This is a genomic window from Plantactinospora mayteni (genome assembly GCF_016862935.1).
GTDB classification, from domain to species: Bacteria; Actinomycetota; Actinomycetes; order Mycobacteriales; family Micromonosporaceae; genus Plantactinospora; species Plantactinospora mayteni.
In genome coordinates this window covers 25,032-46,416 of record NZ_BONX01000010.1, presented here as the reverse complement: position 1 = coordinate 46,416, position 21,385 = coordinate 25,032, and the positions used below count along the sequence as shown (strand labels likewise).

Annotated in this window: 16 protein-coding genes and 2 pseudogenes; 11 read left to right on the top strand and 7 right to left on the bottom strand. The window is 74.4% G+C overall.

What is annotated here, in order from left to right; all coding sequences use genetic code 11:
• Window positions 1-34 precede the first annotated feature (34 nt).
• The gene (locus Pma05_RS09660) at window positions 35-847 is read left to right on the top strand and encodes a DUF2470 domain-containing protein (RefSeq protein ID WP_203856998.1); all 813 of its coding nucleotides are present in this window, start codon (window positions 35-37) and stop codon (window positions 845-847) included.
• 23 nt (window positions 848-870) lie between these two features.
• On the opposite strand, the gene Pma05_RS09655 is transcribed toward Pma05_RS09660, so the two are convergent.
• From Pma05_RS09655 to Pma05_RS09645, 3 genes are all read right to left on the bottom strand, one after another.
• Window positions 871-1,509: a TetR/AcrR family transcriptional regulator gene (locus tag Pma05_RS09655; RefSeq protein WP_203856997.1), complete on the bottom strand. Its 639-nt coding sequence runs from the start codon at window positions 1,507-1,509 to the stop codon at window positions 871-873.
• A gap of 75 nt (window positions 1,510-1,584) precedes the next feature.
• Window positions 1,585-2,340, bottom strand: a complete 756-nt coding sequence (locus Pma05_RS09650; protein ID WP_203856996.1) for an ABC transporter permease — start codon at window positions 2,338-2,340, stop codon at window positions 1,585-1,587.
• Complete coding sequence (locus Pma05_RS09645) at window positions 2,337-3,098, bottom strand: ABC transporter ATP-binding protein (protein WP_203856995.1); 762 nt, start codon at window positions 3,096-3,098, stop codon at window positions 2,337-2,339. The genes Pma05_RS09650 and Pma05_RS09645 overlap by 4 nt, the downstream gene beginning before the upstream one ends.
• Window positions 3,099-3,421: 323 nt before the next feature.
• On the opposite strand from Pma05_RS09645, the pseudogene Pma05_RS43745 reads away from it, so the two are divergent.
• From Pma05_RS43745 to Pma05_RS09630, 4 genes and pseudogenes are all read left to right on the top strand, one after another.
• A pseudogene (locus tag Pma05_RS43745) lies at window positions 3,422-4,096 on the top strand (nucleotidyltransferase domain-containing protein); the annotation flags it as partial.
• A 249-nt stretch (window positions 4,097-4,345) separates the two neighbouring features.
• Entirely contained in the window at window positions 4,346-4,792 is a 447-nt protein-coding gene (gene hisI, locus Pma05_RS43740) for a phosphoribosyl-AMP cyclohydrolase (RefSeq protein ID WP_307836847.1), read from the top strand.
• Between the two features lie 22 nt (window positions 4,793-4,814).
• The gene (locus Pma05_RS09635; RefSeq protein WP_203856993.1) at window positions 4,815-6,437 is read left to right on the top strand and encodes an anthranilate synthase component I; all 1,623 of its coding nucleotides are present in this window, start codon (window positions 4,815-4,817) and stop codon (window positions 6,435-6,437) included.
• Complete coding sequence (locus Pma05_RS09630) at window positions 6,434-7,045, top strand: Trp biosynthesis-associated membrane protein (RefSeq protein WP_239312086.1); 612 nt, start codon at window positions 6,434-6,436, stop codon at window positions 7,043-7,045. The genes Pma05_RS09635 and Pma05_RS09630 overlap by 4 nt, the downstream gene beginning before the upstream one ends.
• 247 nt (window positions 7,046-7,292) lie before the next feature.
• Here Pma05_RS09630 and Pma05_RS09625 read toward each other — a convergent pair.
• Window positions 7,293-7,529: pseudogene (locus Pma05_RS09625) on the bottom strand (hypothetical protein); the annotation flags it as partial.
• A 450-nt stretch (window positions 7,530-7,979) separates the two neighbouring features.
• Between Pma05_RS09625 and trpC the strand changes: the two are divergent.
• From trpC to Pma05_RS09595, 6 genes are all read left to right on the top strand, one after another.
• Window positions 7,980-8,783 carry an indole-3-glycerol phosphate synthase TrpC gene (gene trpC / locus Pma05_RS09620; RefSeq protein WP_203857106.1) on the top strand — a complete coding sequence of 268 codons (804 nt, stop codon included), beginning with the start codon at window positions 7,980-7,982 and terminating at the stop codon, window positions 8,781-8,783.
• A 76-nt stretch (window positions 8,784-8,859) separates the two neighbouring features.
• The gene (trpB, locus tag Pma05_RS09615; RefSeq protein WP_203856992.1) at window positions 8,860-10,089 is read left to right on the top strand and encodes a tryptophan synthase subunit beta; all 1,230 of its coding nucleotides are present in this window, start codon (window positions 8,860-8,862) and stop codon (window positions 10,087-10,089) included.
• A gap of 5 nt (window positions 10,090-10,094) precedes the next feature.
• On the top strand, window positions 10,095-10,913 hold the full coding sequence (gene trpA, locus Pma05_RS09610) for a tryptophan synthase subunit alpha (RefSeq protein WP_203857105.1): 819 nt from the start codon (window positions 10,095-10,097) through the stop codon (window positions 10,911-10,913).
• A gap of 279 nt (window positions 10,914-11,192) precedes the next feature.
• Window positions 11,193-12,407, top strand: a complete 1,215-nt coding sequence (lgt, locus tag Pma05_RS09605; RefSeq protein WP_203856991.1) for a prolipoprotein diacylglyceryl transferase — start codon at window positions 11,193-11,195, stop codon at window positions 12,405-12,407.
• A 17-nt stretch (window positions 12,408-12,424) separates the two neighbouring features.
• A complete protein-coding gene (locus tag Pma05_RS09600) occupies window positions 12,425-13,624 on the top strand; it encodes an FAD-dependent oxidoreductase (RefSeq protein ID WP_203856990.1) in 1,200 nt (399 codons plus the stop codon).
• A 268-nt stretch (window positions 13,625-13,892) separates the two neighbouring features.
• The gene (locus Pma05_RS09595) at window positions 13,893-17,381 is read left to right on the top strand and encodes a BTAD domain-containing putative transcriptional regulator (protein ID WP_203856989.1); all 3,489 of its coding nucleotides are present in this window, start codon (window positions 13,893-13,895) and stop codon (window positions 17,379-17,381) included.
• On the opposite strand, the gene Pma05_RS09590 is transcribed toward Pma05_RS09595, so the two are convergent.
• The 3 genes from Pma05_RS09590 to Pma05_RS09580 form a co-directional block, all read right to left on the bottom strand.
• Window positions 17,351-18,094: a fasciclin domain-containing protein gene (locus Pma05_RS09590; RefSeq protein WP_203856988.1), complete on the bottom strand. Its 744-nt coding sequence runs from the start codon at window positions 18,092-18,094 to the stop codon at window positions 17,351-17,353. The genes Pma05_RS09595 and Pma05_RS09590 overlap by 31 nt on opposite strands.
• A 111-nt stretch (window positions 18,095-18,205) precedes the next feature.
• Window positions 18,206-20,344: a M14 family zinc carboxypeptidase gene (locus Pma05_RS09585; protein ID WP_203856987.1), complete on the bottom strand. Its 2,139-nt coding sequence runs from the start codon at window positions 20,342-20,344 to the stop codon at window positions 18,206-18,208.
• Window positions 20,345-20,497: 153 nt separating this feature from the next.
• Window positions 20,498-21,340 (bottom strand): GNAT family N-acetyltransferase, encoded by an 843-nt coding sequence (locus tag Pma05_RS09580; RefSeq protein WP_239312083.1) that lies wholly within the window; start codon window positions 21,338-21,340, stop codon window positions 20,498-20,500.
• Window positions 21,341-21,385: the final 45 nt, after the last annotated feature.

Genomic DNA, 21,385 nt, shown 5'->3' with positions numbered 1-21,385 from the left:
AAGGTCAGGCTAACTTCTGCTGGAGGTCGACGTCATGCAGCCCAGCTCCGCGGAGGTGGCCCGTACCCTGGCCGCCGGTCGGCTCCCCGGCACCGCCCAGGTCGCGTACCGGCCCGGGCCGCACCAGGTCCGGCACGCCACCGACCCGTCCGGCCGGGTACTGCTGCTCGTCTCGATCGTCAGCGATCTGGCCGCGGCACTCCGACCGACCCGGGCCAGCCGGGGCACGGCGCTGGTGCTCGACGTCCGCGACCTGCCGCCGGCCGCCGGGGCGCCGCCGCTCGGCCGGGTCTGGATCTCCGGCTGGCCGGAGCCGCTGACCGGGGTCGAGGCACGGCAGGCGGCCGTCGACTTCGCCGAGGTGGTGCCGACCGGAGACCTGCTGGACGTCGGCCGGGGCTGCACGCTCTATCGATTCGAGCCGGCGGAGATCCGGCTGGAGCGTGCCGGGACGGTACGGCAGATCGAGCTGGCCGAGTACGCCGCCGCCGAGCCGGACCCGCTGCACGAGCGGGAGCGGGACCTGCTCGCCGACCTCACGGACCACCACGGCCCGGAGATCACCGCCTTCCTCCGGCGCCAGCTCGGCGACCTCGTACCGCCGGACGGTGCGGACGAGCCGCCGCCCCGGGTGGTCCGGCTGGACCGGTACGGCATGGTGGTGTCGCTCGGCGGACGCGGTACCCGCTGCCGGGCCCGGCTCGCCTTCCCCCGCCCGCTCGCCGGCCAGGCGGAACTGGCCGAACTGCTGCACCCGGTGCTCTGCCGGCGGCGGCACCAGCCGCAGCGCCCGGACCAGGAGTGGCCGGTGGCCAGCTCGCCCGACCAGGTCTGGTCGGACCGGTAGCTTACGGTTCGCGCGGTGGGCCGCTACGGCTCGCGCGGCGGGCCGGGATCGGGCGGCCGGCCGGTGAGCCGGGTGAGGTCCCCGGTCAGATAGCGCTGCACGTTCGGCCCGACCGCCGCGACCACCACGTCCGGCGGCGCCGAGGCGAGCGGCTCCAGCCGGAGGATGTATCTGACCATGACCAGGCCGGCCATCTGGGTGGCGACCAGCGACGAGCGCAGCGGCGCCTCGGCCGGGTCGATCTCGAGCAGCCCGGTCGCCCGGCGGAGCACCTGGGTCTCCAGGAACTCCCGGAGCAGCCGGGCGGTCCACTCGTTGTTCATCGCCGACCGGAACAGCGCCACCGCGGCCGTACCGGCGGGGGAGTCCCAGACCCGGAGGAACGTCCGGACCAGCCGTTCGCCGACCCCGTCGAGTCCGCCGGCGGCGATCTGCGGCAGCAGCTCCTGCGGGTCGAACGGGATGTCGATGGTGGCCAGGAAGAGCTGGTCCTTGGTGCCGAAGTAGTGGTGGACCAGGGCCGGGTCGACGCCGGCGCTGGTCGCGATGGCCCGGATCGAGGTGTGGTCGAAGCCGCGCTCGGCGAACGCCTCCCGGGCGGCTTTCAGGATCCCCTCCCGGGTGTCGGGGTTGCCCGGTCGCCGTCCGCTCCGTCGTGCCATCGCCGTCCTCGTGCTCGTTTCCTCCGCTGCCGGTCGGCGCCGCCCGCGCGGGGCGCCGACCGGCGACGCGGACCGTCAGCCGGTACGCCGCCGCAGCGTGGCCGCGGCGAGCACCAGGGCCACGACCACCGCCCCGGAGACCACCGCCACGTCCCGCCACATCGTGCCGGTCGGCTCGGCGTGCGCGCCGACCTGCTGAAGCGCCTCGACCGCGTACGACAGAGGCAGCGCGTTGCTGATCGCCTGTAGCCAGCCGGCCATCTGGTCCCGGGCGACGAACAGACCGCACAGCAGGATCTGCGGGATCACCACGACCGGCATGAACTGTACGGCCTGGAACTCGGTCTGGGCGAAGGCGCTACAGAAGAGTCCCAACGCCACCCCGAGTACGGCGTTGACCACCGCGATCAGCACCACCAGCCCGGCGTTGCCGGCGGTCGAGAGGTCGAACAGCCAGTACGCCGCACCGGCCGCGACGCCGGCCTGGACCGCGGCGGCCAGCCCGAACGCGAGGCCGTAGCCGAAGAGCAGATCCAGCTTGCCCAGCGGGGTGGTGAGCAGCCGTTCCAGCGTGCCGGAGGTGCGCTCGCGGAGCATCGCGATGCTGGTGACCAGGAACATGATCACGAACGGGAAGACGCCCAGCATGACCAGCGCGATCCGGTCGAAGACGCCCGGCTGTCCCGGCGGCGCGGGCTGGTCGCCGAACATGTAGTAGAGGAGCGTGAGCAGCACCACCGGCACCACCAGCAGCATCGCCACCGTACGCCGGTCGTGCCGCAGTTGGCGCAGGATGCGGCCGGTCGTGACGGCCAGGATCCGCAGGCTCATCGGGCCGCCCTCCCGTCACCGGTACGGGCCAACCCGTCCTCGTCGGCCAGTTCGTTCGTCCGGATCAGCCGCAGGAACGCCTCCTCCAGGTCGTCGGTGCCGGCCGCCGTGCGTACCGCCGAGACGGTGTCGTCGGCGATCAGCCGGCCCTCCCGGATCAGCAGCAGCCGGTCGCACCGGGCCGCCTCGTCCATCACGTGGCTGGAGACCAGCAGCGTGGTGCCCTCGGCGGCCATCGCGTGGAACCTCTCCCACAGTTCGGCGCGGAGTACCGGGTCCTGGCCGACGGTCGGCTCGTCCAGGATCACCACCTCGGGGCGGCCGACCAGGGCACAGGCCAGCGACGCCCGGCTGCGCTGGCCGCCGGAGAGGGTGCCGACGAGCTGGTCGGCCGCGTCGGCCAGGCCGACGTCGGCGATCGCCCGGTCGGCGTCGGCCCGGCCGAGGCCGTAGAGCCGGCCGAAGTAGCGGGTGTTCTCCCGGACGGTCAGGTCCGGGTAGACGCTCGGCGCCTGGGTCAGGTAGCCGAGGCGCCGCCGCAGGCTGCGGGCGCCGGCCGGTTCGCCGAGCACGGTGACGCTGCCGCCGGCCACGATCTGCACGCCGACGATGGCCCGCAGCAGCGTGGTCTTGCCGCTGCCGCTCGGGCCGAGCAGGCCGGTGACGCTGCCGCGCGGGACGGTGCAGCCGATCCCGTGCAGGACCTGCCGCTTCCCCCGGGTCACGACGAGGTCGCGGACCTCGATCGCGGTCTCCATGGAGCCTCCTTCCAAAAACTCATCAGATGATGAAATCAACGCTAGTTGAAATCTTGGCCGCCGACAATCGCCGGTCGGCGACCCGACCGGGTACGTCCGTCCTGATCGGTCCTGGCGTATCGGCCGGACGATCCGCCGGTCGTGCGGAGGCGCGCGCCGCACCATCGCCGGCCCGCTGCGATCGTCTCGATCGAGGAGCGGCCGGCTTTCGGGCGGCCGATCCGGAACGGCCAATGCGATTTATCGGTGTGTAAGGGATGAAACGCCCAGGCGGCGCGTGATCGGGCGTTGCGTCATGATCGGACCTGCGGCACGATGGCGCCGTGGATCACGGTCCGTCACGGCAACTCGGGTTCCTCGACGACTGGACGGACCGGCTGCGCCGGCTGCCCGGCCCGCCCGTCGTCGGGGTGCTGCTGCGCGGCAGCTACGCCCGGGGTGCCGCCACCCCGTACAGCGACGTGGACATCGATGTCCTGGTCAGCGGGGGACCGTATGCGGCGTACCCGGCTTTTCTGGTGGAGGCGGGCGAGCGGCTGACCCACCTGTCGGTCGCCGTACGGGACGTCGAATCCTGGCTCGAACGGCTCGACCGGCCCGCCGAATGGTCCTTCGGACTGCCGGTCATCGCTCCCGTACGGTTACTCTGGGCACACGGCGCCTGGCGCTCGTCCGTCGACCTGACCGAGATCCGCCAACGCCCTGCCGAGCCCGATCTGGAGGAACTGGTCGCCGCGCTCGGCAAGGTCGGCGGAGCCTGCGCGAGCGGTGCCGAGTACGACGCCCGGCTCGCCGCCGCCGACCTGGCCCGGCGCTGCCCCTCGGTACTCCGGCTCGCCAACCCGGCGGTCACGGTGGCCAGCCGCCCCGACGCGCTGGCCGCCGCACTCGACCTGCCGGTCGCGCCGGACGGCTACCGCGACGACATGCTCACCTGCCTCGGGCTGCGCCCCGACACCCTGGCCCGGCTGCACGCCGCCGCGTACCGCCTGGTGGCCGGCACGGTGGCGCTGGCCCGCCCGTACGCCGAGGAACTGGCCGAGGTGGTCGGCGCGGATCTCGGCGCCGCCCTGCGCGACGGCCGGCTGGACCGCTACGTCGCCCAACTCGCCCGGCCGAACTGGATCGCGGCGACCACCTCCCCGGGGCTGGACGGCCCGCAGGGCGGCGTGGCGCTGGCCACTCCGGGGGGCGGGAGCGGGTACGGGTGGACGGTTCCGGTGCCGCGTGCGAAACAATCGGGAACTATGCCCGTACCCGATCTCTCCCCGGTGACCGCGCCCGGGCCGGCGCCGAGCGGCCCCGCGCGGCCCTCGGCCCTCGATCCGGCGATCGCCGCGCGCCTGCGCCGCACCCCCGACGGACTCGTCGCCGCCGTGGTCCGGGCGCACGACACCGGCGACGTGCTGATGGTCGCCTGGATGGACGACGAGGCGCTGCACCGCACCCTCACCACCGGCCGGGCAACCTACTGGTCGCGCAGCCGGCGGGAATACTGGGTCAAGGGCGAGACCTCCGGCCACCACCAGTACGTCCGCACGGTGGCGCTGGACTGCGACGGCGACGCCCTACTGGTCAGCGTCGACCAGGTCGGCGCGGCCTGCCACACCGGAAGCTGGAGCTGCTTCTCCGACGAGCTGCCGGTGAGCGGGGCGACCTCGGCCGGGCCGACCTCGGCCGGGCCGACGACATGACCGAGGCTGGGGCGGTGATCCGATGACCACCGGAGCGGTGAGCCCGGACGAGGCGACCTTCCGGGAGCTGGCCCGGACCCGGCGGGTGGTGCCGGTGGTCCGGCGGCTGCTCGCCGACGGGGAGACCCCGGTGGGGGTCTACCGCAAGCTGGCCGGCGGGCCGGGGACGTTCCTGCTGGAGTCGGCGGAGCAGGGTGCCGGGGCGGCCGGGATCGCCTGGTCGCGCTACTCCTTCGTCGGGGTACGCAGCGCCGCCACCCTGGTCGAGCGGGACGGCCGGGCACACTGGCTCGGTACGCCCCCCGCCGGTCTGCCCACCGGCGGTGACCCGATGGCGGCGCTGCGGGCCACCGTCGAGGCGCTGACCGGCCCGGCCGCCGTCGGCCCGGTCGACCCCGAGCGCGGTTCCCTGCCCCCGCTGCTCGGCGGCATGGTCGGCTACCTCGGCTACGACGTCGTACGCCGGTTCGAGCGGCTGCCCTCGCTGACCGAGGACGACCTGCGCCTGCCCGAGCTGGGCATGATGCTCGCCACCGACCTGGTGGTGCTGGACCACTTCGACGGCTCCGCGATCCTGGTGGCGAACGCCCTCCTACCGGCGCCCCCGAACGGCACCGCCGACGGCGCGGCGGTCGGTGCCGACACGGCGCTCGGTGCCGACGACCCGGAGCGGGCGGCCCAGGTGACGGCGGCGTACCACCAGGCGGTCGGCCGGCTGGACGCGATGACCAGCGCACTGTCCCGACCGATCCCGCCGATGATCGCCACGGTCGACCGGCCGTACCCGGGCGAGGTGTTCAGCCGGACCGCCGACGGCGAGTACCCGAAGGCGGTCGAGGCGGCCAAGGAGGCGATCCGGGCCGGCGAGTGCTTCCAGATCGTGCTGGCCCAGCGCTTCGAGCGGGAGACCGAGGCCGACCCGCTGGACGTCTACCGGGTGCTGCGGGCGACCAACCCGAGTCCGTACATGTATCTGCTCCGGTTCGACGACTTCGACATCGTCGGGTCGTCCCCGGAGGCGCACCTGAAGGTCAGCACCAGCGCCGACGGCGAACGGCGGGCGATGCTGCACCCGATCGCCGGTACCCGGCCCCGGGGCAGCAGCCCGGCCGACGACGGGCGGCTCGCCGCCGAGCTGATCGCCGACCCGAAGGAGCGGGCCGAGCACGTGATGCTGGTCGACCTGGGCCGCAACGACCTGGGTCGGGTCTGCCGGCCGGGCACGGTCGAGGTGCCGGAGTTCGCCACCATCGAGCGGTACAGCCACGTGATGCACATCGTCTCGACGGTGGTGGGGACGCTGCGGGAGGACCAGACCGCGTTCGACGCGCTGGCCGCCACCTTCCCGGCCGGCACCCTCTCCGGCGCACCGAAGGTACGCGCGATGGAGATCATCGAGGAGTTGGAGCCGACCCGTCGCGGCCTGTACGGCGGCACGGTCGGCTACTTCGGCTTCGGTGGCGACCTGGACATGGCGATCGCGATCCGGACCGCGCTGATCCGGCACGGACGGGCGTACGTGCAGGCCGGTGCCGGGATCGTCGCCGACTCCGACCCGGCCGCCGAGGACCGGGAGACCCGGAGCAAGGCGGCTGCCGTACTGGCCGCGATCGCGGCGGCCGAGACGCTGCGGCCGGCCCGGTGAACACCGACGGGCCGCCGGTGTCCGGGCCGTCGTCCGGTGACGGGGCACGGGTGGCGGGGCGGCGGGAGTTGGCGTACACCGTGCTGCTCTGCCTGCTCGGCGCCGGCCTGGCGGTCTTCGCGGCGACCCGGACCTGGTCCGTCGAACTGACCGCCCGCCCCGCGCCGCTGCCACCCGGCCGGGTGACCCGGACCGGCGGCGACCTGCTGCCGTGGCTGCCGGCGCTGGCCCTGGTCGGGCTGGCCGGCGCCGGAGCGGTACTCGGCACCCGGGGCATCGGGCGGCGACTGGTCGGCGGGCTGCTGGCGCTGCTCGGGGTCGGGGTGGCGGTCGGTGCCGGCTACGCCGGGTTCGGCACCGGCGGCGAGGTGAGTGCCGGCTGGCCGCTGCTCTGCGTGCTGGGCGGCCTGCTGGCCGGGGTTGCCGGCGGGTTTACCGCCGTGCGGAGCGGAGGATGGCCGGAGATGGGTGCCCGCTACGAGCGGGCCCGGCCGGGCGGGGCGGGCCGGGAGAATCCGGTGATCGCCCCCGACGGCCGGGTGGATGCCCGGCGGACGACGGCCGCCTGGGACGCGCTGGACCGGGGCGAGGACCCGACGGTCAACTGACCCGCTGCCGGGCAGCCGGCGATCCGCGGCGCGCGGCGGCGCGGCCGACGGTCGAGCCGGGTGCCGTCGTGGCGGCGGTGGCGGTGCGGGTGGCGGTCGAGCCTGGTGCTGCCGTGGTGCCGGTGGCGGTGCGGGTGATGGTCGAGCCTGGTGCTGTCGCGGTGCCGGTGCCGGTGCCGGTGCCGGTGGCGGTAGCGGTAGCGGTGAGCTGGCCGGCGGGCAGGCGTGCCGGGTTGGCGATGGTCGCGGGTTCGGCCGGTGGCACGGCGGCGAGCGCCGCCACCAGGGCACGGATCTCGTCGCGGCGCAGCGCCCGGTCCCGGTCCGCGCAGATCGCCTCCCAGGCGTTGCCCCGGGCGGTCCGCATCCGGGCGTCGCCGATCATCACCCGCTCCACGCTCTGCACCATGCCGACGGCGACGGAGAGTACGGCCCGGGGGATGCTGGTCAGGTCGATGGTCGAGTCAGGCTTCGCAGCGCTCATGGTCTTCCCCGCACGGAAATCGATCCGACTGGTCGGCGGCGGCCCCGCGACCAGTGTGCCCGACGTTGATGGTGCCCACCTGGTGTTTCCGGTCGGTCACCCCCGGATCAACGGTTCGGCCCGGGCCCGGTCCACCATCCGGGACAACCTCCGCCGTCGGCCGAGGCTTCCTTGACTTCCGTCACAGCAGTCACCCGAGCGCGCCGGAGCGGTGCGGTGGCGGGCTGTCGGGCGCCGGGGCGTTTGTCGATGGCGCAGCGTGATATTCCGCTCACAGGGCCGGCCATTATGCCCCAGCCCATCTCGTGAAGCACGCCATACCCCCGAGGGCGTCCGTCCGGTGGCGACGCCTAGCATCGGCCCATGACACCCGGAGAGGGGAGTCCGTTGGTGACTGCTGAGCATCCGCACACGGCGGGAGACGATGCCGGATCGGCCACGTCCGCCAACGTGCTCGACGAGATCCTCGCCGGAGTCCGCGAGGACGTCGCACGGCGGCAGGAAGAGGTGCCGCTGGAGCAGATCAGGCAACTCGCGGCGGCGGCCACGCCACCCCGGGACGCGTACGCGGCACTGCGCCGTCCGGGCGTCGGGGTGATCGCCGAGGTGAAGCGCTCCTCGCCGTCCAAGGGGCAGCTCGCCGAGATCGCCGACCCGGCCGACCTGGCCGGTGACTACGCCGCCGGTGGGGCGCGCTGCATCAGCGTACTCACCGAGGGGCGGTGGTTCGGCGGGTCGCTGGAGGACCTGGCGGCGGTCCGGACCGCGGTGGACATCCCCGTGCTCCGCAAGGACTTCGTCGTCTCCAGTTATCAGGTGCACGAGGCCCGGGCGCACGGCGCCGACCTGGTGCTGCTGATCGTCGCCGCGCTGGAGCAGAACGTGCTGGTCGGTCTCCTCGAACGGATCGAGTCCCTCGGCATGACCGCGCTGGTCGAGGTGCACGACGAGGAGGAGGCGGACCGCGCCCTGGAGGCCGGTGCCCGGGTGATCGGGGTGAACGCCCGCAACCTGCGCACCCTGGAGGTCGACCGGTCGGTCTTCGAGCGGATCGCCCCCGGCCTGCCGAACAACGTCGTCAAGATCGCTGAGTCGGGGGTACGCGGCCCGCACGACCTGATCAGGTACGCCTCGGCCGGCGCCGACGCCGTACTGGTCGGCGAGGGGCTGGTCACCCAGAAGAGCCCCCGGGAGGCGGTGGCCGAACTGGTCAACGCTGGCAACCACCCGGCGACCCCCCGGCCGGTCCGATGAGTGAGCGTTGCGAGCGAATCAGCCAGCTCGGTGCGGATGTGCCTCGTGGCGGCACGGAGCGAAGCGGAGTGCTGGCATGAGCGCCCCCGCGCTGCCCGCGCTGCCCGACCTCGCCGGGCACTTCGGCCCGTACGGCGGACGGTTCGTCCCCGAGGCGCTGGTCGCCGCGCTCGACGAACTCGACACGGCGTACCGGGAGGCGCTGGCCGACGAGTCGTTCACCGCCGAGTTCACCCGGATGCTGCGCGAGTATGCCAACATCCCGTCGCTGCTCTATTCGGCGCAGCGGCTCTCGGCCCGGGTCGGGGCGCGGGTGCTACTCAAGCGCGAGGACCTCAACCACACCGGCGCGCACAAGGTCCGCAACGTACTCGGCCAGGCGCTGCTCACCAAGCGGATGGGCAAGCCCCGGGTGATCGCCGAGACCGGTGCCGGCCAGCACGGGGTGGCCAGTGCGACCGCGGCCGCGTACCTGGACCTGGAGTGCGTGGTCTACATGGGTGAGCTGGACACCCAGCGGCAGGCCCTCAACGTCGCCCGGATGCGGATGCTCGGCGCCACCGTCGTCCCGGTGACCGCCGGCTCGCGCACCCTCAAGGACGCGATGAACGAGGCGATGCGGGACTGGGTGGCCAACGTCGACCGGACGCACTACCTGATCGGCACCACCGCCGGCCCGCACCCGTTCCCGGCGATGGTCCGGGAGTTCGTCCGGGGCATCGGGGTGGAGGCCCGGCAGCAGTGCCTGGAGCTGACCGGCGCGCTGCCGGACGCCGTGACCGCCTGCGTCGGCGGCGGCTCCAACGCGCTCGGCATCTTCCACGCCTTCGTACCGGACGCCGACGTCCGGCTCTACGGCTTCGAGGCCGGCGGCGACGGCGTCGAGACCGGCCGGCACGCGGCGAGCATCACCGGTGGCTCCTCCGGGGTACTGCACGGCACCCGCACCTACGTACTCCAGGACGAGGACGGGCAGACGATCGAGTCGCACTCGATCTCGGCCGGGCTGGACTATCCCGGGGTCGGCCCGGAGCACGCCTGGCTCAACGACGCCGGACGGGCCCGGTACGCCCCGGTCACCGACGCGGAGGCGATGGACGCGTTCCAGTTGCTCTGCCGGACCGAGGGGATCATCCCGGCGATCGAGAGCGCGCACGCGCTCGCCGGCACGCTGAAGATCATCCCCGAGTTGACCGCCGAACTCGGTCGCGAGCCGACGATCGTGGTCAACCTCTCGGGCCGGGGCGACAAGGACGTGCACACCGCCGGGGAATACTTCGGCATCCTCGACGGGGAGCAGAGGTGAGCGAGATGGCCACCGCCGCCGACCGGAGCATCGGGGTCGCGTTCGAGAAGGCCCGGGCCGAGGGGCGGGCGCTGCTGGTCGGCTGCATGCCGGCCGGCTTCCCGACCGTGGACGGCAGCATCGCCGCGATGCGGGCCATGGTCGACGCCGGGGTCGACGTGATCGAGGTCGAGATCCCATACTCCGACCCGGTGATGGACGGGCCGGTCATCCAGCGGGCCAGCGACATCGCCCTGGCCGGCGGGGTACGCACCCGGGACGCGCTGCGGATCATCGAGGCGGTCGCCGCGACCGGGGCTCCGGTGGTCACGATGACCTACTGGAACCCGATCGAGCGGTACGGTGTCGACGCCTTCGCCCGGGACCTCGCCGCCGCCGGTGGCACCGGACTGATCACACCGGACCTGATCCCGGAGGAGGCCGGCGAGTGGCTGGCCGCCTCTGACGCGTACGGGCTGGACCGGACGTTCCTGGTCGCGCCCTCGTCGACCGACCGGCGGCTGGCGATGACCGTCGAGCACTGCCGGGGCTTCGTCTACGCCACCGCCCTGATGGGGGTGACCGGTGCCCGGGAGAAGACCTCGGATGCCGCACCGACCCTGGTCGGCCGGGTCCGGGCGGTCAGCGCGCTGCCGGTCGGGGTGGGGCTCGGCGTCGGCACCGGCGCCCAGGCCGCCGAGGTCGGCCGGTACGCCGACGGCGTCATCGTGGGCAGCGCGCTGGTCCGCTGCGTGCTGGACGCCCCTGACGAGGCAGCCGGGCTGGCCGCGCTGGGCACGCTGAGCGCCGAACTCGCCGAGGGCGTCCGAGCCGTCCGACGCTGACCGGCAGCCCCAGCACGCCGACTGGATCATCGACCTCGGTCCCGGCGCCGGCCACGACGGCGGGCACTCCGAGCCGGTTCGACTGCGGCCCTGCGCTGCTCTCCGGACGGTCGGGATCCGGCGTGGCGCTGTTCGATTCGACCGGGCACGCCTGCGGTGGAAAACGGACGACAGCCCTGTTCGCGGCGTGTATCCGGACGAACCAGGCAGGAATCGCCCGGGGTTGACAACCGGACCGGGGTGCCGCCGGCAGGGGTTGCGACGGTAGCCTGTGCACCCGTGACCCTCGCCTCGCTCTCTCCTCAGGCGGCCCTGCCGAGTCCCGCCACCGCCGTGTGGCAGCTCGGGCCGGTGCCGATCCGGGCGTACGCACTCTGCATCGTGCTCGGAATCGTGGTCGCCTGCGTGGTGACCGAGCTGCGACTGCGCCGCCGTGGCGTCGCCCCCTGGGCGGTGCTGGACATCGCCGTCTGGGCGGTGCCGTTCGGCATCGTCGGCGCCCGGATCTACCACGTGATCACCTCACCCGGGTCCTATTTCGGCGAGGACGGTGACCCGGTCAAGGCCCTCTACATCTGGGAGGGCGGGCTCGGCGTCTGGGGCGCCGTCGCGGGCGGCGCGGTCGGTGCCTGGCTCGCAGTGCGGCAGCTCGGCCTGCCGCTGACCGTGGTCGCCGACGCTCTCGCCCCGGGCCTGCCGCTGGCCCAGGCCGTCGGCCGAATCGGCAACTGGTTCAACAACGAGCTGTTCGGCGGGCCGACCACGCTGCCGTGGGGCCTGGAGATCCACCGGATGGACCCGGCCAATCCCGGGCACGCGCTCCGGGACGACAGCGGCAACCCGATCCTCGAACCCGGGCTCTTCCACCCGGCCTTCCTCTACGAGGCGCTCTGGAACGTCGGCGTCGCCGGCCTGGTCCTCCTCCTCGATCGGCGATTCAAACTCGGCCGGGGCCGGGCGTTCGCGCTCTACGTGATGGGTTACACCGCCGGACGGTTCTGGATCGAGATGATGCGTACCGACCCGGCGACCGAGATCCTCGGCGCCCGGCTGAACGTCTGGACCGCCGTCGTCGTCTTCCTCGGCGCGCTGATCTACTTCGTCCGGGTCCGGGGTCCGCAGGAGTTCCTGGTGCCGGTCGGTGGCGCGCCCGCCCCGCTGGCCGCGAGCGATGCCGCCACCGGCGACGTGTCCCAGGTCGACGTCTCCCGGGAACCGGCCGCGATCGGCGTGCCCACCGCGTACCGGGTGGTGACCGAGGAGGAGTTCCGGCGGTTCCAGGAAACCGGCGAGGTCCCGCCGGTCGAGGAGCCGGCCTCGGCCGAGCACGACGACTCCGACGACGATGATGACGACGAGGCCCGGCCGGCGACTCCGGCAGGGGAGTCCGAGGTTGCCGGGGAACCGGCCGCTGCCGGGGAACCGGCCGACGCCCGGGACGGCGAGCCGGCTGACGCCGGGGCAGCGCCGGGAACCGCAGACCGGGATCGTTGAGCGGGGGAGCCGGCCCGATGCGTACGGCCGTTGTGGTGGGCGCCGGAATCGGCGGGCTGGCGACCGCCGGTGCACTGGCCCGCTCCGGTTGGCAGGTGACCCTGCTGGAGCAGGACGACCGGGTACGCGCCGAGCGCACCGCGCTGGTGCTCTGGCCCAACGGGGTACGCGCGCTGCGTGCCCTCGGCCTCGGCGAGGGGTTGGCCGCGATCGCGACCCCGCTACCCGACGTCGGCGTCCGGCGCCCCGACGGGCACTGGCTGGTGCAGCCCCGCCCCGGGCTCGGTGAACGCGCACCGGTCGTCGTACACCGGGAGGACCTGCACGACGCGCTGGTCGCCGGCCTCGGCGACCGGGTGGAGATCCGGACCGGCGTCGAGGTGCGGACCGTCCGGGTCGGCGACGGCGACCGGCCCGCGGTCGGTGACGGGCGCGGCAGCTACGAGGCCGACCTGGTCGTCGCCGCCGACGGCATCGACAGCGCGGTACGCCGCCGGCTGGCGCCGGAGGCCACCGTGGTCAGCTCCGGCTGCGCGGCGTGGCGGGCGGTCATCCCGTGGTACCGGGCGCCGCAGCTTCCGGCCGACCGCCCGGTGGACGGCGAGACGCTCGGCGCCGGTTACCGGTTCGTCGCGGCCTCGCTGGGCGACCGGGGCGACTCCGGCGGCTCCACCAGGGGCGGGATCTACTGGGTGGCGACGGCGGCCGGCGCGTCCCGCCCGGAGCCGCCGGCCACCCAGCTCGGCCTGCTTCGGCGCTGGTTCGCGGACTGGCCGGCGCCGATCGCCGACCTGCTCGCCGCCACCGAGCCGGAGGACCTGGTCCAGCAGGAGGTACGCGAGTTGCGCCCGCTGCCCCGCGCGTACGGCTTCCCGGCTGGCACCGGGGGCGTGGTGCTGCTCGGCGATTCGGCGCACGCCATGCCGCACCACCTGGGTCAGGGTGCCTGCCTCGCCCTCGAGGACGCCGCGACGCTGCGCTCGGTGGTCCGGGAGGCGATTCCCGGTGCGCCGCTGCGCGAGGCGGTCGAGTCGTACAACCGGATGCGCCGCCCCCGGACCGTCACCGTGGTCCGGCAGACCCGGCGGATGTCGGCGGTGTTGCAGTCGCGGGGGCGGCTGGCGCTGCGGGCCCGGGACGCCGCCCTCGGCACGATCACGCCCCGGCTGCTGGGCAGCGCGGCGAGCGTGGCGGCCCAGTGGCGGCCACCGGAGTGATCGACCGGGGGTCGGCCGGCGGCTGACCGTCGGCGGATCTTCGGTCGCCAACGCCGAGAGCGCGTCCTGCTCCCGCTGGTTGGGCGGGGCGGAGGCCCGATCGGGTCGACCGGCCGATATCCGAATCGAAGCGGGCCGCTGCCCGAGCGGGTCGGGCCGGACCGTCCGGTTCGTCGGCTAACCGACCGATCGGGAGGATGCCCGGCACGCCGCCGCGTCGCGCACACTACCCGGGAGCGAAGGTGAGGGCTCCCAGTTGCGGCACAGCGTGCCTGATCAACAGGCCAGTACGGAGCGGAGGCACCCCGCTCCCGGCGAGGTACGCCTGCTCGGGCCGGTCCGCCTGCTCGGCCCTCGGGGGCCGGTCGCGCTGCCGGACGGCGCCGGTCCACTCCTCGGACTGCTGGCGCTGCGGCCCAACGAGCCTGTCCCGGACGCGGAGTTGCTGGCCGCACTGACCGGTCGGGACGCGCTGTCCCGGACCGGTGCCCGTCCCCTGGACCAGGCGGCGACGCTGCTGGCGGCGGCGCTGGCCGGCTCTGGATCGCCCGGCACACTGGAGATCCACCCCACCGGATACCTGCTCCGGATGCCGAGCGGCCGGATCGACGCGAGCCGGTTCAGCCGGTTGCTCGACCGGGCTCGGCGTCGAATGGCGGGTGGTGAGTTGCGCGCCGCCGCCCGGCTGTTCCGGGCCGCCCTGGCCGTCTGGCCCGAGCCGCCGGTACCGACCGAGGACAGCCGGGACGACACGCCGTTGGTCCCGCCCGACGGCGGCCGGGCCGGCGCCGGTGATCCCTACCGGCTCTGCCCGTCCGGCTGGGCCGCCGCCGAGCTGGGGCGGCTGCGGCAGGCCCGGCTCGACGCCTTCGAGGAGCGCTGGGAGTGCGCGCTGCGGCTCGCCGTGGCGGCACACACCGCCGCCGGTGGCCCGGTCGCCGACCGGGCGGTGGTGGCCGCCGGGGCGACGGCCGCCCGGGTGGCCCGGGCGGCGGTCGCCGAGCTGACCTCGGCGGTGGCGGCCCATCCGCTGCGGGCGCGGCTGTGGGAACTGCTGCTCGTCGCCGCGTACCTGGACCAGGGGCGGCGGGCCGCCGCCGAGGTGTACCAGCGGGCTCGGGAGGTCTTCCAGGACCAGGCGGGCGTCGAGCCGGCCGGCCGGGTGTGCGTACTGGCGGCGGCGGTGCGCGCCGGTGAGCTGCCCGAGGACTGGGCGACGGCCCCCCGTCCAGCGCCCAGCATGGAGGTCGCCGCCGGCCCGTCGACGTCCCGGGCGCGTCCGGGCGCCCGGCTGCCGGTCCCGCTCACCGCCCTGCTCGGCCGGGACGAACTGCTCGGCCTCGTCGCCGAGCGGCTGGACGTGCACCGCCTGGTCACGCTCACCGGACCGGGTGGGGCCGGCAAGACCCGGCTGGCGGTCGCCGCGGCCGGGGCGGTCACCGACCGCCCGGTCTGGTTCGTCGACCTGACCGCGGTACAGAGCCCGGTACGGGTGCCGCAGGCGGTGGCCGCCGCGCTCGGCGTACCGGACGTGGGGCGGGACCTGGTCGAGGGGCTCGCCGCCGACCTGGGCCCGGTCCGGGCACTGCTGGTACTGGACAACTGCGAACACCTGGTCACCGGCTGCGCGGAACTGGTGGACCGGCTGCTGTCCCGCTGCCCCGGGTTGCGGGTGCTGGCGACCAGCCGGGCCGCGCTGGGGCTGCCCGCCGAGTCCCGGATCCGGGTACCGACGCTCGGCGTACCCGAGGTCAGCACCGGGCACAGCCTGGCGGCGCTGACCGCACACCCGGCGACCCGGCTCTTCCTCGAACGGGCCCGGGAGTTCGCCGGTCGGCCGGTACCGGAGAGCAGCGCCGACGCGGTGGTTCGGCTCTGCGTCGACCTGGACGGGCTGCCGCTGGCGATCGAACTGGCCGCGGCACGTACCCCGATGCTGACCGTCAACGAGATCATCGCGCGGCTGCGGACCGACGTACGGCTGCTGCGCAGCCCCGACCCGAGGCCACCGGACCGGCACCGGAGCGTCGCCGCTGCGGTGGAGTCCAGTCTGGTCCTGCTGGACGCCGACGCCTGCCGGCTGTTCGACCGGCTCTCGATCTGTGCGGGCGGGTTCGACGCCGAGGCGGCCCGCTCGATCGGTGGCCCGTCCGCACCGGCCGCCCTGGCCGCGCTGGTCGAGGCGTCCCTGGTGGAACCCCTCCCGACCGGGCCACCGGAGCCGACCGACTCGCCCGAGCCGGCCGACCCGACAGGGCCGACCGCGTTGACCACGCCGCCCGACCCGACGGGTCCGGTCGACGGGCTCGGGTCGCCCGAGTCGTTCGGCCCGGCAGAGCCGACCGGGCCGGCCGAGTCCGCTGCGCGGATCGGGCTGCCCGAGCCGGGTGGCCCGACCGACTCGCCCGAGCCGGTCGAGTCCGCTGCGCGGATCGGGCTGCCCGAGTCGGGTGGCCGGACCGGGACATCCGGGCCGGGCGAGGACGGCCGGACCCGCTACCGGATGCTGGAGCCGATCCGGCGGCACGCGCTGGCCCGGCTGGTCGGCTCCGGTGCCGAGGTGGCCGCCCGGCAGGCGCTGGCAAGGTACTGCCTGCACCTGGCCCAGCGGGCCGACGCCCGGCTGCGGGGCGCGGACCGGGACTGGTGGCTGGCCCGGCTGCGCGCCGACGAGCCGAATCTGCGCTCCGCGATGACCTGGCTGGCCGAGGCCGGCGCCGGCGGGCCCGCGCACGGTGACCTGCGGCTGGCCGCCGCCCTCGCCATGTACTGCCGACTGGAGGGGAAGTACCGGGAGGGGCACGGCTGGCTGTCGACGGCGCTGGCCCGGCACCCGGACGCCCCGGCCGGGCTGCGGTCCCGGGCCGGGATCGGCGCGGCGATGCTGGCGATGCTGACCTGCGACTATCCGGCCGCGATCCGGCACGCGGAGTTGGCCCGGGCCGCCTGCCGGACCACCCGGAACCGCCGCGCCGAAGCGCAGGTGGAGCAGATCCTCGGCTCGGTGGCCCGGGAGCAGGCCCGGTACGCCGAGTCCGCCGGTCACCTGGCCACCGCCGGGGCCATCTTCGCCGACTGCGCCGACGAGTGGGGCGAGGCGCAGACCGCCGAACAGCGCGGCTTCACCGCCTGGCTCGCCGGTGACCTGGACCGGGCCGACTCGCGGCTGTGGGCGAGCCTGCGCCGGCACGAGCGGCTCGGTGACGCGCTGGCGGCGGCGAGCGCGCTGATGAACCTCGGCGCGGTCGCGCTCTACCGGGGCGACATCGACCGGGCGTCGTCGCTGCTGGACGTGGCCCTGACGCGGTACTCCGCGATCGGCTTCCCGGAGGGGGTCGGCTGGGCGCACAACCTGCGCGGCCTGGTCGAGCTGCGCGCTGGGCGTACCCGGCGGGCCGCCCGGCACCTGCGGATCAGCCTGGCCGCGCACCGCCAGGTCGGCGACCGGTGGCGTACCGCCAGTGTGCTGGAAGCGCTCGCCGAGGTGGCCCGGCAGGAGGGTGACCCGGTACGCGGGGCCCGGCTGCTCGGCGCGGCCGACCGGATCCGGGAGGAGATCGGGGCGCCGGTACCGGCCTGCGAGCGGGCGGACACCGAGGCGACGGCGCGGGCCCTACGGGCCCAGTTGGACGCTCCGGTACGCCACCTCCCCGGCACCGGCGCGGGCGGCTTCGCCCTGGCCCACCGGTACGGCCGGGAGGCACCGCTGGACGCCGTGCTGGAGGTTCAGTGCCCGGAGTCGGCGTTCGGGTCGTAGGTGGTCGGCAGCTTGCCGAGTACGCCGTTGACGATGTGGATCCGGCCACCCGCGACCCGGTAGTCGGCACAGACGCTCTGCACCTGCTCGCCGATCCGCGCCATCGGCCCGGCCTCGCTGACCGGTACCGTGCTGCCGTCGAGGGTACGCAGCGTGCCGTCGGCGACCAGGTCCGCCAGTGGGTGGGCGCCGGCCACCAGGTGGGCCCGGACGAGATCCCGCAACTCGTCCTTGCGGTGAATCATCAGGTCGTCGAGGTTCTCCTCGGAGAACTTCTTCGCGAACGCGTCGTCGGTCGGGGCCAGGATGGTCACCCCGCCCGGGGCGCGCAGCTCGGCGGAGAGGTCGGCGGCGCGTACCACCGCCTCGAACCGGGTCAGCACGGGGATCCACTGCAACGCCACGTCGCCGGGCTGGTCGGCCAGCGATGCCGGGTTGCCCGGATCGGTGCCCGAGGGCAGCGCCTCGCAGAGCGGCCCGGTCACCCCGGAGCCGGCCGCCGCGTCGGAACCGTCGGGACCGTCGTCCGTGCAGCCGGCGACGGTACCGGCCAGCAGCGCGGTCGCGGCCAGCACCAGCGCGGCCCGGAACCGGGTCCGGCCGATCCGGGTACGGCCGGCCGGGCGAACGGGTCGACCACGGAGGCGGTGACGAAGCCGGCGCCGTCCGGCGGGATCGTCGGCCGGGTACGGCGGGACGGACGGCTCGGACACGACAACCTCCACGACGGGTCGGACCGGTGTGCCGTACCGGTGGGCCGGGCGTCGGCGGCCCGACCCACCGGTACGGCGGATGGTGCGCGGTTCAGTTCTGCGCCGCGCCGGTCAGAGCGAGGCGCACTGGCCCGACCTCGGGCCGTTCACCGAGTTGGCGACCTCGATGTTGACCGGTGCCGGGCTGTTGACCGCACAGCTCAGCGGACCGCTCACCGAGTTGCCGGCGATCAGGGCCGGGTCGTTGCCGGTGTTGTTCACCGCCACCGAGACCGGGCCGGAGATCGTGTTGTCGACCAGCGAGACCGCGCCGGTGGTGCCGGAGATCGACACCGGGCCCCGGACGGTGCTGTCCGCCAGGAAGACGCCGGTGGCGCCGGCCGCGCTGACCGGGCCGCTGATCGTCGTACCGGTGGCGACGAGGATGGCGCCGGGCCGGACGGTGACCGGTCCGTTCACCGTGGCGTCCGACAGGCAGGCGAAGCCGGAGATGGTCAGCGGCCCGTTGTGCCGGCCGGTACGGGTCGGGTAGACCCGGGTGCCGTCGACCCACTCCTCCGCACCCTGGGCGTCCAGCAGCAGCGGGATCAGGCCCCGCTCCGGCTGGGCCAGCGGCACGTAGTACCCGTCGGTGCCCTTGACGACCTTCCAGCCGTGCGCGGCGATCCGCTGCGCCACGGTGGCGCCCACGCCGTTCGGGCCGTCGGTACGCGCCCCGTTGTACTGCTCCTCGGTGAGCTTGTACGCACACGGCGCGTCGTCGAGGATCATCTCCGGCTCCGGCAGGTCGTCCCGAGGTCCGGCCTCACCGGGGTGCGGCGCCGGGTGCAGCGGGATCGGCCGGGAGCCCCGGAACACGAGCCGGCCGGTGTTGCTGGCCTGGAACTCGATCGCCTCGCCCCGGGCCTTCTTGATCGCCGGCAGGTTGGCCCGGTGGTAGTCGAGGAACTGGCTGAACGTCCAGAGCGCCGAGTAGGTCTTGCGGCGCCGGTTGTTCGCCGAGTTGCCCTCGTCCGGCCGGGTCTGCCCGCCGGAGCTGCGCAGCTCCAGCAGCGAGTTGACGGTGTTCTTCAGCCCGAGGGTGTTGCGCAGGATGGTCTCCTCGCTCAGCCCCACGCCGCTGCCGCCCTGGCAGCCGTACGGGCAGGCCCACCAGCCGTCCTTGGCGCCCTCGACGTACATGTGACCCTCGATCATGTCCAGCGACTCGTCGAAGATCTGCTTGGCCACGTTCTGGTGCCGTGGCGGCAGCATCGGCAGGTCACCGGCGGTCGAGTTGCCGTACTCGTGCCCGTCGTAGCCGGCCACCGGCCGGTAGTCGCGGAGCATCCCGACGTACGCCGCGGTCTCCGGCTGGCGGATCAGCGAGTAGTCGCGGTTGAGGTCCTGCCCGGTCGAGTTGCCCCGGGTGTTGGCGGCCCGGCCGTCGCCGTTGATGGTCAGCACCATCAGCACGGTGGTGTTCTTGAGCAGGTCGATGGTCCGGGCGTCCGTGCCGAACGCCAGCTTGCGGGCCAGCACCAGGCAGGCTTCCCGGTCACCGGGCTCGTTGCCGTGCACGTTGCAGTTGACCGCCAGCGGCGAGGTCGCGGCGACCGCGGCCGGGGTGGCCGGCGGTGCGGGGTAGCCGATCACCAGCATGTTGATCGGCCGGTTCAGCACCGTACGCCCGATCTCCACCACCCGGACCCGGTCGCTGAGCCGGTCGATCTCGGCGGTGTAGGCGTACTCGTTGACGTCGCTGGTGTACTGCGCCGCCTTGGTGGTCTCCCACTGGGTACGCAGGTTCTCGCCGGGTACGGCCGGGTCGCCCCAGGGCTGCTGGGTGGTGCCGGTGACCGGTGCCGAGTACGGCTGCTCGGCGGTGCCGATCCGGGCCCGTACCCGCCACTGGAACCGCAGGCCGGGGTCGAAGCCGGCGTCGGCGAAGGTCGGCGACTCGTTGTTGATCTGGCGGTTCGGCCGCCAGACCCCGACCACCACCGCCGGGCCGGTGGCCACGTCGGAGGCGTCGACCGGGGTGCGCTCGATCTGGTAGTCGGTGGCACCGGGTACCGGCGTCCAGGCGACCGTGGCGTAGCCGTCGGCCTGGCTGACGATGAGTCCGGTGACCTGGTTCGGCTCCGCGGCCGTGGTGCCGGGCACCGCCGAGGTCGGCTGGCCGAGCGCCACCGAGGGGGCGGTGACGGTGCCGAGGGTGGCCGCGAGCAACGAAGCGAGTACGACTACCGTCGGTTTCCTTATTCGCATGTGAACTCCGAGGGGGAGGAGTCGGGGGGACTGCACTGCGGGGTCATCATGATCCCCGACGTGCGGCGATGCAATGATCTTGAGGATGTCTTGAGCATCCTCGGCCGACCCCCCGGCCGCCGCGTCCCCCGTTCGGAGCCGGGCTCCGGCCGGTCAGCCCACCGGGGCGGGCTCGGCGATGCAGGCGGTGCCGATCCGGCGGAAGCCGACCCGCAGGTAGACCCGGGCGATCTCCTCGCTGCCGGCGGAGAGGAAGACCAGGTTCGTACCGTCGTCGAGCAGCCGGCGGGCGAGCGCGGCGGTGACCGCGGCGCCCAGGCCCCGGCGGCGGGCCGTGGGCAGGGTGGCGATGCCGGCGATCTCGGCGACCTCCGCCACCCGCAGCGCCATCCCGCTGGCCACCGGACCCTGGCCGGGCATCTCGACCACGGCGGAGATCCGGCGGCCGGCGGCGGTCCGGGTGCGCTCCTCGTCCAGCGAGTCCACCGGCAACTCGACCAGGGCGGTGTCCCGGGCGGCCGGGCCGGCCGTGCCGACCTCGGTACCGGGTGCGGCGAAGCCGACCGCCGCGACCGCGCGCCGGGCCGCCACGTCGGCGGCGAACGTCGGCGCCTGCGGGTCCAGGATCCGGACCGACGTCGTCGGGAAGTCGCCGGGCGGCGGCAGGGCGGCCGGGTCGAGCACCATCAGCGGCGCCTCCAGCACCGCCAACCCCGCCGACCGGGCCACCGCGAGCAGGTCGGGGTGGTTCTCGTGTACCCACTCGAACGCCTCGGGCAGCCCGAGGTCGCGCTGGCGCTGGCGGACCGCCGTCACGTCGGCGGCCGACGGTTGCTCCGTGGCATCCAGCCTGGGTCGGGCGTAGAATGGCCAGCCCGCCCCGTCGCGGACGAAGAGCACCAGCCCGCCGAAATCCTCCGTGTGTGCCCCGTCTCGCGGCACCGCATCGTAAAAGCGTTCCAACCGGTCAAACGGCTCGTCTCGTACAGATGCCACCGGGGGAGCGTACACGTACGGGATCCGGGCCATGTGATCAATTCC

Excerpts from the sequence above, each read along its gene's own strand:
- Pma05_RS09660 (WP_203856998.1), top strand. The coding sequence starts at position 35 with ATGCAGCCCAGCTCCGCGGAGGTGGCCCGTACCCTGGCCGCCGGTCGG.
- Pma05_RS09655 (WP_203856997.1), bottom strand. The coding sequence starts at position 1,509 with ATGGCACGACGGAGCGGACGGCGACCGGGCAACCCCGACACCCGGGAG.
- Pma05_RS09650 (WP_203856996.1), bottom strand. The coding sequence starts at position 2,340 with ATGAGCCTGCGGATCCTGGCCGTCACGACCGGCCGCATCCTGCGCCAA.
- Pma05_RS09645 (WP_203856995.1), bottom strand. The coding sequence starts at position 3,098 with ATGGAGACCGCGATCGAGGTCCGCGACCTCGTCGTGACCCGGGGGAAG.
- hisI (WP_307836847.1), top strand. The coding sequence starts at position 4,346 with ATGCCCGTACCCGATCTCTCCCCGGTGACCGCGCCCGGGCCGGCGCCG.
- Pma05_RS09635 (WP_203856993.1), top strand. The coding sequence starts at position 4,815 with ATGACCACCGGAGCGGTGAGCCCGGACGAGGCGACCTTCCGGGAGCTG.
- trpB (WP_203856992.1), top strand. The coding sequence starts at position 8,860 with ATGAGCGCCCCCGCGCTGCCCGCGCTGCCCGACCTCGCCGGGCACTTC.
- trpA (WP_203857105.1), top strand. The coding sequence starts at position 10,095 with ATGGCCACCGCCGCCGACCGGAGCATCGGGGTCGCGTTCGAGAAGGCC.
- Pma05_RS09600 (WP_203856990.1), top strand. The coding sequence starts at position 12,425 with ATGCGTACGGCCGTTGTGGTGGGCGCCGGAATCGGCGGGCTGGCGACC.
- Pma05_RS09585 (WP_203856987.1), bottom strand. The coding sequence starts at position 20,344 with ATGCGAATAAGGAAACCGACGGTAGTCGTACTCGCTTCGTTGCTCGCG.